At 74.6% G+C, this 8,212-nt stretch carries 6 protein-coding genes; 4 read left to right on the top strand and 2 right to left on the bottom strand.

From position 1 onward, the window contains the following. Together EUA98_RS19005 and EUA98_RS19000 are read left to right on the top strand one after the other, a co-directional pair. Positions 1 to 1,393 (top strand): molybdopterin oxidoreductase family protein (locus tag EUA98_RS19005; RefSeq protein WP_165372916.1); only part of this gene is annotated, 1,393 nt, incomplete at its 5' end. Next, the gene (locus tag EUA98_RS19000) at positions 1,390 to 3,009 is read left to right on the top strand and encodes an FAD-dependent oxidoreductase (protein WP_130104253.1); all 1,620 of its coding nucleotides are present in this window, start codon (positions 1,390 to 1,392) and stop codon (positions 3,007 to 3,009) included. The genes EUA98_RS19005 and EUA98_RS19000, both read left to right, overlap by 4 nt. 32 nt (positions 3,010 to 3,041) lie before the next feature. Here the strand turns inward: EUA98_RS19000 and EUA98_RS18995 are convergent, their stop codons facing one another. Continuing rightward, entirely contained in the window at positions 3,042 to 3,773 is a 732-nt protein-coding gene (locus EUA98_RS18995; protein ID WP_130104252.1) for an ABC transporter permease, read from the bottom strand. Further along, positions 3,770 to 4,498, bottom strand: a complete 729-nt coding sequence (locus tag EUA98_RS18990) for an ABC transporter ATP-binding protein (protein WP_130104251.1) — start codon at positions 4,496 to 4,498, stop codon at positions 3,770 to 3,772. Before EUA98_RS18990 ends, EUA98_RS18995 begins: the two co-directional genes overlap by 4 nt. Before the next feature lie 219 nt (positions 4,499 to 4,717). On the opposite strand from EUA98_RS18990, the gene EUA98_RS18985 reads away from it, so the two are divergent. Next, positions 4,718 to 5,335: a hypothetical protein gene (locus tag EUA98_RS18985; protein ID WP_207219166.1), complete on the top strand. Its 618-nt coding sequence runs from the start codon at positions 4,718 to 4,720 to the stop codon at positions 5,333 to 5,335. 1 nt (position 5,336) lies between these two features. After that, entirely contained in the window at positions 5,337 to 8,003 is a 2,667-nt protein-coding gene (locus EUA98_RS18980) for a YhgE/Pip domain-containing protein (protein ID WP_242511730.1), read from the top strand. Positions 8,004 to 8,212 lie beyond the last annotated feature (209 nt).

Genomic DNA, 8,212 nt, shown 5'->3' with positions numbered 1-8,212 from the left:
CGACCTGCGCCGCGCGGCCCGGCTGCTGGCCGCGGCCTCCCCGGCCGGCGGCGGGCTCGGCGCGTACGTGCTCACCGGGCGGGGCGCCGAGCAGCACACCCAGGGGACCGCGACGGTCACCGCCGCGATCAACCTCGCGCTCGCCCTCGGGCTGCCCGGCCGGGTGGGCAGCGGCTTCGGCGCGATCACCGGGCAGGGCAACGGCCAGGGCGGTCGCGAGCACGGCCAGAAGGCCGACCAGCTGCCCGGCTACCGCCGGATCGACGACCCGGCCGCGCGCCGCCACGTGGCCGCGGTCTGGGGCGTCGACCCCGACGACCTTCCCGGGCCCGGCGTGGCCGCGGTCGAGCTGCTCCGCCGCTGCGGGACGGCCACCGGTCCGCGCGCCCTGCTGGTGCACGGCTGCAACCTGGTCGTCAGCGCCCCGGACGGGGATCGGGTCCGGCAGCGGCTGGCCGCGCTCGACCTGCTCGTGGTGTGCGACCTGTTCGTCTCCGAGACCGCCCTGCTCGCCGACGTCGTGCTGCCCGTGACGCAGTGGGCGGAGGAGGAGGGCACCATGACGTCCCTCGAGGGACGGGTGCTGCGCCGCCGCCGGGCCCTGCCGCCGCCCGCCGGGGTGCGCTCCGAGCTCGAGGTGCTGCACGACCTCGCCGCACGCCTCGGGGTCACCCGCGGGTTCCCGACCGACCCGGCGGCCGTCTTCGACGAGCTCGCCCGGGCCAGCGCCGGCGGCGTCGCGGACTACAGCGGCCTGAGCCACGCCCGCCTCGACGCGGCCGGCCGCGACGGGGGCGAGGGCGCGCTGTTCTGGCCCTGCCCGGCGGTCCCGGTCGACGAACCGGCGCACCCCGGCACGCCCCGGCTGTTCACCGAGGCGTTCGGGACCCCGGACGGCCGGGCCCGGATGATCGCCGTCGACCATCACGGTCCGGCGGACGACCTGCGGCCCGACGCGCCCGTCTACCTGATCACCGGGCGGGTGCTCCAGCACTACCAGACCGGGGCGCAGACGCGCCGCGTGCCCGTGCTGTCCGCAGCCCAGCCCGAGGCGTTCGCCGAGCTCCACCCGCTGCTCGCCGACCGGCTCGGGGTCGACGACGGCGAGCTCGTCCGCCTGACGACGGCGCGCGGCGAGCTGGTGGTCGCGGCCCACGTGACGGTCACGGCCCGGCCCGACACGGTCTTCCTGCCGTTCCACTGGCCCGGCGCCGGCAGCGCGAACCGGCTGACCACCGACGCGACCGACCCGATCTCGGGGATGCCGCAGTTCAAGGTCTGCGCGGTGGACGTCCGGGCGGCCACCGCGGTCCCTGATGCGGCCTCGGCCGCAGTCCCCGGTGCGGCCCCAGCCGCGGTCCCTGCCTTCGCTGCACGAGAGGTGGTCCGATGACGCACGTCGTGGTGGTCGGGAACGGAATGGTCGGTTCGCGGTTCGTCGACGAGCTCGTGCGGCTCGACGACCGGGTGCGGGTGACCGTGCTCGGCGCCGAGGAGCACGAGCCGTACAACCGCGTCCTGCTGAGCGAGGTCGTGGCCGGGAAGGTCGAGGTCGCCTCGATCGGGCTGCCGGTGTCGATCCCGGGAGGCGTGGACGTGCGGCGCGGGGTCGAGGCGGCGCACCTGGACCGCGCGTCCCGGCAGGTGACGAGCACCGACGGGCAGCAGTTCGCCTACGACCTCCTCGTGCTCGCGACCGGCGCCCGATCCCGGATCCCCGCGATCGCCGGCCTCGCCTCTGGCCCGCTGCCCGCCGGGGTCCACGCGCTGCGCACGCTCGACGACGCGCGAGAGATCGTCGCGGCCACGGTCAACGCCCGGCGCGCCGTCGTGCTCGGTGCCGGGGTTCTCGGCCTGGAGGCGGCCTGCGGCCTCGCGCGGCGCGGGCTGCGGGTCACCGTGGTGCACCGCGGTGCGCACCTGATGGACCGGCAGCTGGACGCCGAGGCGGCCGCCGCCGTCGCGCACGGCCTGGCCCTGCTCGGGATCGACCACCGGGTCGGGGTACGCCCGGACGAGGTGCTGATCTCCGGGGGGCGCGCCAGCGGGGTGCGGCTCAGCGACGGCGAGCACCTGCCCGCGGACCTGATCGTGCTCGCGACCGGAACCCTGCCCGAGACCGGCCTGGCCGCCCGCTCGGGGCTCGAGGTGGACCGGGGCGTCGTCGTCGGTCCCCGCTGCGCGACGGCGGACCCGGCCGTGTACGCGATCGGCGACTGCGCGCAGCCCCCCGGCGGTGCGACCGGGCTGATCGCGCAGGGGTGGGACCAGGCCCACCGGCTCGCGGTGCTGCTCGCCGGGCGGTCGGACGATCGCGTCGAACCGGTCGAACCGGTCGAACCGGTCGAACCGGTCGAGCCGAGCGAGCCGGTCGAGCCGGTCGAGCCGGTCGAGCACGAGTCGCACGGGACGGACCTCGTGCGGCTCAAGGCCCACGGGCTGGACGTGGTGACCATGGGCGTGTCCGGCGCGAACCGCCACCCCGACGTCGCCCATCGCGGGGTCCGCCTCAGCGACCCGGCCACCGGCCGGCACGTGGAGGTGGTGGTCGTGGACGGCATGGTCGTCGGCGCCACCTGCGTCGGGGCGGGAGCCGTCGCGGCCGACCTGACCAGCGCGTACGTGCGGCGCACCCCGGCACCCGCGGACCCCGCCCAGCTGCTGTTCCGACCCGTGCGGGGGGCGGCGCCGGGTGTCGAGCCGTCCGCGACGCTGATGCCGGACCGCGCGACGGTCTGCCGGTGCAACGGCGTGACGAAGGGCGGTGTGGTCGCGTCGTGGCGCGACGGGGCCCGCACGCTGGACGACGTCGCCCGGGTCACCCGCGCGACGACCGGCTGCGGTGGCTGCGCGGATGCGGTGTGCGGGCTGCTCGAGTGGCTCGGGCGCAGCACGACCGAGCCCGACAGCACGCCGACCGGCTCCCCCGCGCTGGTGTCAGCGGGGAAGGCACCGGCGGGCCAGACGTCAGGTGGAAAGGTGCCAGCCGGGCAGCCGTCGGGTGGGTAGCGGTCCGCCGCGCCGCCGTCGGGTGCGCCGCCTCAGGGGGTGCGCCGCCGGAGCGTGGTCGCACCGACCGCGACGGCCACCACGATGAAGCCCGCGATCACCGCGACGTCGCCCCAGATGGCCGCCACGTCGGCGTCGGTGGACAGGGTCTGCATCGCGTCCACGACGTAGGTCAGGGGCAGCACCACCGAGATCGCCTCGAGCACCGCCGGCATCTGGTCGCGCGGCATGATCAGCCCGCACAGGATCAGCTGGGGGAAGATGAACGCGGGCATCATCTGCACGGCCTGGAACTCCGTGCGCGCGAGCGCGGAGACGGCGAGCCCGAGCGAGGCGCCCAGGACGGCGTCGAGCACCGCGACGAGGATGACCGCCCAGAGCGGGCCGGCGACGTTCATCCCGCACACCCCGACCGCGAAGGTCACCAGGACCAGGGCCTGCAGCGCCGCGAGGAGCCCGAACGCCAGCGCATAGCCGACCACGACGTCGCCGCGCCGCAGCGGCATCGTCATGAGCCGCTCGAGCGTGCCGCTGAGCCGTTCCCGGAGCATCGTCACGCTCGTGACCAGGAACATCACGATCAGCGGGAAGACCCCGAGCAGCGACGGCCCGATGGTGTCGAGCACGGGCGTGCCGTCGAACATCCACGCGACCAGGCCGAGCAGCAGGCACGGCAGGATCACGATCAGCGCGATCGTGCGCGGGTCGTGGCGCACCTGCCGCAGCACGCGCGCCGCGGTGGCGAGGCTCATCCGGGGGCTCATCGGGCATCCGTCTCGACGAGGGCGAGGAACGCCTGCTCGACGTCGGCCGCCCCGGTGCGCGCCAGGAGCTCGGGGAGCGTCTCGTCGGCGAGCAGCCGGCCGTCCCGCATCAGCAGCAGCCGTTCGCAGCGGACCGCCTCGTCCATCACGTGGCTGGACACGAGGATCGTCGTCCCGTCGGCCGCGACCCGCGTGAACAGCTCCCACAGGTCGCGCCGCAGGACCGGGTCGAGGCCGACCGTGGGTTCGTCCAGCACCAGCACGCGGGGCGTGCCGAGGAGGGCCGCGGCCAGCGAGACGCGGGACATCTCGCCGCCGGACAGGTTCGAGACGCGGCGGCGGGCGTTGGCGGTGAGGTCGACCGCCTCGAGCACGCGATCGACGTCGTCGTCCCCGGTCCCGAGGAGGGTCGCGAAGTAGCCCAGGTTCTCCGCGACGGTGAGGTCGGGGTAGACGCTGGGCGCCTGGGTCACGTAGCCGACCTCGTGGCGCAGGCTCGGTTCGCCTGCGGGGCGGCCGAGCACCTCGACGGTTCCCGCCGCGATGACCTGGACGCCGACGATCGCCCGCATGAGGGTCGTCTTGCCGCTCCCGGACGGGCCGAGCAGGCCGACGAGCTTGCCCGCCGGGACCGTCAGGTCGATGCCGGGCAGGACCACGGTGCCGCCGCGCACGACTCGCAGCCCGGTGACCCGGATCGCGTCGTCGATGGTTTCTTTCGTCATGGCAGGCATCGTCCTCTCCTGACGCGCCGCGTGGACCACGCTCACCCGTCTGGACCGGGCTGGACCAGCACCGACGGGGTCAAACATCACGGAACGATAACGATGTATCTGATACCGGGACCAAAGTACCTAGTACCGCCTGTCCGATCAGTTCGCGCGCTGGTAGACACGCCAAGCCCCCGATGAATTCGCGCTTTCTCCCCCCACAACGAGGTGGTCATGAGACGACACGTGCCCGCAGGAGTCTTCCTCGCGGTCCTGGCTTCCCTGCTGATCCTGCTGTCCGACACCCTGGGCCTCGAGGCCCAGTCCGTGACGTTGCTCGGCGCAGGCCTCGGCGGGGCGCTCGGCCTGGTCCCCGACCGGACCCCCGTCCAGCGGCTCGGCGGGTTCGCGGTCGGGTTCGCCGCCGCCTGGCTCGGCTACCTGCTGCGCGCGGCCGTCCTGCCCGACGCCGCGAGCGGTCGCGCGGTCGCGGTGCTGGTCGTGCTGCTCGGCTGCCTCGCGGTCGCGATGGCGACCCGCGGACGGCTGCCGCTCTGGGCGACGCTGCTGGGCGCGAGCGCGATGGCCGGGTCCTACGAGAGCGTGTACGTGCTCGATCCGACCTCGTTCCTGACCACGTCGCCGTCGTCGGCCACCGCGGTGCTGGTCGCCGCCGGGGCGGGCTTCCTCGCCACCGCGCTGCTCGCACCCCAGATCGAGCGGGACCGGTCGCTGGAGAAGGCCCGTCACACGGTGGCAGCAGCGCCGTCGCCGTCCCCGGCACTGCCCATCCACGAGGAAGCGGCGCTCCTGTTCGGCGCGCGCCCCCTCGAGTCCACCACGGAGGCCTGACGTGCACCGCACCCTCACCACCGCCGCATCCCCGCGACCGACGACCTCCTCGAACCGCGCCCGCGCGACCGGTCCGGCCGGCAGCCCTGCGCTCGCGCGCCGCTGCGCGGTGGGCGTCGTCGCCCTCGTCCCGCTGCTGCTCGGCGCCCTCACCACCCCGGCCGGTGCCGTCGGGAACGAGGCCGACACCGGCGACGTCGTCGTCACCAACACCGAGACGGTCTCGGCCAAGCTCGACGCGACCGGCAAGCTCCGGGAGGCGCGCATCTACGAGCAGATCGCGCTGACCGGCACCGGCTCGACGCAGATCGTCAACCCCGTCTCGACGAAGAACCTGCGCAACCTCGACGGCTTCGCCGCGCTGGACGTCTCGGACGGCAACCTCGTCACGACGGTCAGCGTCGACGGCGAGCGCCGCCTGCGGTCGGTCAGCGACTTCGACAAGGACCTCCCGCTCGGGGTCGAGGTCACCTATCTGCTGGACGGCAAGGAGGTGGCCCCGGGCAAGGTCGTCGGCAAGTCCGGCACGCTCGAGGTGCGCTACACGGTCACCAACCTCACCTCCCGCGAGCAGGACGTCACCTACGACGACGGGACGGGCACCCAGGTCACGAGCCCCGCCGTCACGGTCATCCCGATGATCGGGCAGCTCGTCACCATCCTGCCGCCGTCGTTCACCGCCGTGACCTCGGGCGAGGCCAGCCTCGCCGGGGACGGGCACGGCGGCACGCGCATGACGTTCCAGATGACGCTGTTCCCCCCGATCGGCTCGCCGACCGCGGAGTTCGGGTACACGGCGCAGGTGTCGGGCGCCGTCGTGCCACCGGCCACGATCACCGCCCTCCCGGTCTCACCGCTCGCCAGCCCGTCATTCAAGGGCGGCTCGGCGAGCTACAAGGCAGGCGCCGAGAGCGGCGTCGCGCTGACCGCAGGGGCCATCGAGATCGATGCCAACCTGCTCAAGCTCCGCGACGGCGCGGCGCAGCTCCTCGACGGTCTGGTGCAGCTGCGCGCGGGCGCGGACGAGCTGTCCGCCGGGCTCAACGACGACGCCGTCCCGGGTGCCGATCAGCTGGCCGCGGGCGCGGGCGCAGCGAAGGCCGGGGCCGACAAGGTCGCCGCCGGAGCGCTGAGCGCGCAGACCGGGGCAGGCCAGCTCTCTGCCGGGGCGCTCGCCGCGCAGAGCGGGGCGGGCCAGCTCGCCGCCGGGGCGCTCGCCGCCCAGACCGGCGCGGGCCAGCTCGCCGCCGGAAGTGACCTGCTCACGAACGGTCTGACCCAGGCGAGCGGCAAGGCTCCGAGCCTGCTCAGCGGGCTGACCCAGGTGGATGCGGGGCTCGCCAAGGTCGATGCCGGGCTCGCCCAGCTCGCCGGTTCGATCGCCACCGTGCCCGCCCAGGCGGATCCGCTGCACGTCGGGATCGCGAAGATGCGAACCGCGATCTCCGGCCGGCTGCTTCCCGGACTGACGTCGGTCCACGACGGGCTGACTGTCGCAGTGCAGGGCAGCGGCACGATCGCCGCCGGGGTCGCGGGAGTCTCGACGCAGGTCGAGTGCGCGGCAGACAAGCTCACCGAGCTGTCCAAGGGATCCGGCGCCGCGACGGGTTGTCACGCCGCAGCGGGGACCCTGCCCGAGCCCGACCCCGTCCGAGCTGCGGCACTTGAAGGCGTGATCACTGAACTGCGGACGAGCCAGCTCACGCTCGCCAACCCGGCCGCGGGAGCCGCCTCGCTGAACGCGAGCCTCACGGGGATGCAGGGGTCGCTCGGGACACTCAAGGCGGGTAGTCAGAGCCTCCTGTGCGGCATCAGCGTGGCCTCATCTCCGCTCTGCCCGACGACGGATGCCGCCGGGGCGCCGGTTCTCGGGCTGCTCGAGGGCATCAACCAGGTCGACGGCGGGATCACCCAGCTGGTGACGGGCGTCGTCGGCGGCGTGCAGCAGGCCGTCGGAAGCGCCACCGACACGGCAGCACAGGGCACGTTGCGCGGCGGGATCCACTCGGTCCAGGGCGGGACCGGTCAGATCGCTGCCGGTGGCCAGACCCTCGTCGCCGGACTGGGCGAGCTCGGTGCGGGTGCGTCAGCGCTCCGCGACGGTGCGGGGCGTCTCGTGACGGGCACCGGACAGCTCGCCACCGGCGCCGGAACGCTCGCCACGGGCGCTGGCCAGCTCGCGACGGGCGCCGGAGCGCTCGCCACCGGTACCGGACAGCTCGCGACCGGCGCCGGAACGCTCGCTGCCGGCAACGGGAAGATTGCGGCCGGTGCAACCGAGCTCGCCAACGGTCTGGGCGACGCGGCGGACGGCTCAGCGCTGATCGCCGACGGGCTCGGGCAGGCGGCGGACTCCGCACCGGCCCTGGTCGACGGCGCCCAGCAGCTCTCCGACGAGGGGACCTCGCAGCTCGTGGTCTCCGGCGGGAAGACCGCGTCGGACTACGGCGTGAAGTACGCCGTGATCGCCGCCGGAGCCGATCGCGCGGTGGACGAGGGCATGGCGTACGGCGCACCCGAGGGTGCCGCCGGGGCGACCGCGTACTCGATCGACATCGCGGGCGTCGACGGCGACGGGAAGAACAGCGCGGGTCGCGGGCTCGCGGCCCTGGCGCTGTTCGCCGGAGGTGCTGGGCTGGCGGGGCTGGTCCGCCGTCGGCTGAGCTGAGCACGCGCCCCGCAGGGGGCTCGGGCCGGTGCGGGGGCGGCGCAGATCGCGGCGCCCCCGCACCGGCCTTTGTTTGCCCGACGGCGGCCATCGGCTTGCCCGACGGCGGCCATCGGCGGCCGGCTGGGTGCATCCCCGGGCCGACTGGCGTGTGTTGTGGCTGGTCAGGTGGGGGGTGTGGATGGCGGGGCGGGGATGTCGGACCCTGC

It is taken from the genome of Pengzhenrongella frigida, assembly GCF_004168625.1.
Taxonomy (GTDB): Bacteria; Actinomycetota; Actinomycetes; order Actinomycetales; family Cellulomonadaceae; genus Pengzhenrongella; species Pengzhenrongella frigida.
This window is presented reverse-complemented; position numbering and strand designations above follow the sequence as displayed.

Excerpts from the sequence above, each read along its gene's own strand:
- EUA98_RS19000 (WP_130104253.1), top strand. The coding sequence starts at position 1,390 with ATGACGCACGTCGTGGTGGTCGGGAACGGAATGGTCGGTTCGCGGTTC.
- EUA98_RS18995 (WP_130104252.1), bottom strand. The coding sequence starts at position 3,773 with ATGAGCCCCCGGATGAGCCTCGCCACCGCGGCGCGCGTGCTGCGGCAG.
- EUA98_RS18990 (WP_130104251.1), bottom strand. The coding sequence starts at position 4,498 with ATGACGAAAGAAACCATCGACGACGCGATCCGGGTCACCGGGCTGCGA.
- EUA98_RS18985 (WP_207219166.1), top strand. The coding sequence starts at position 4,718 with ATGAGACGACACGTGCCCGCAGGAGTCTTCCTCGCGGTCCTGGCTTCC.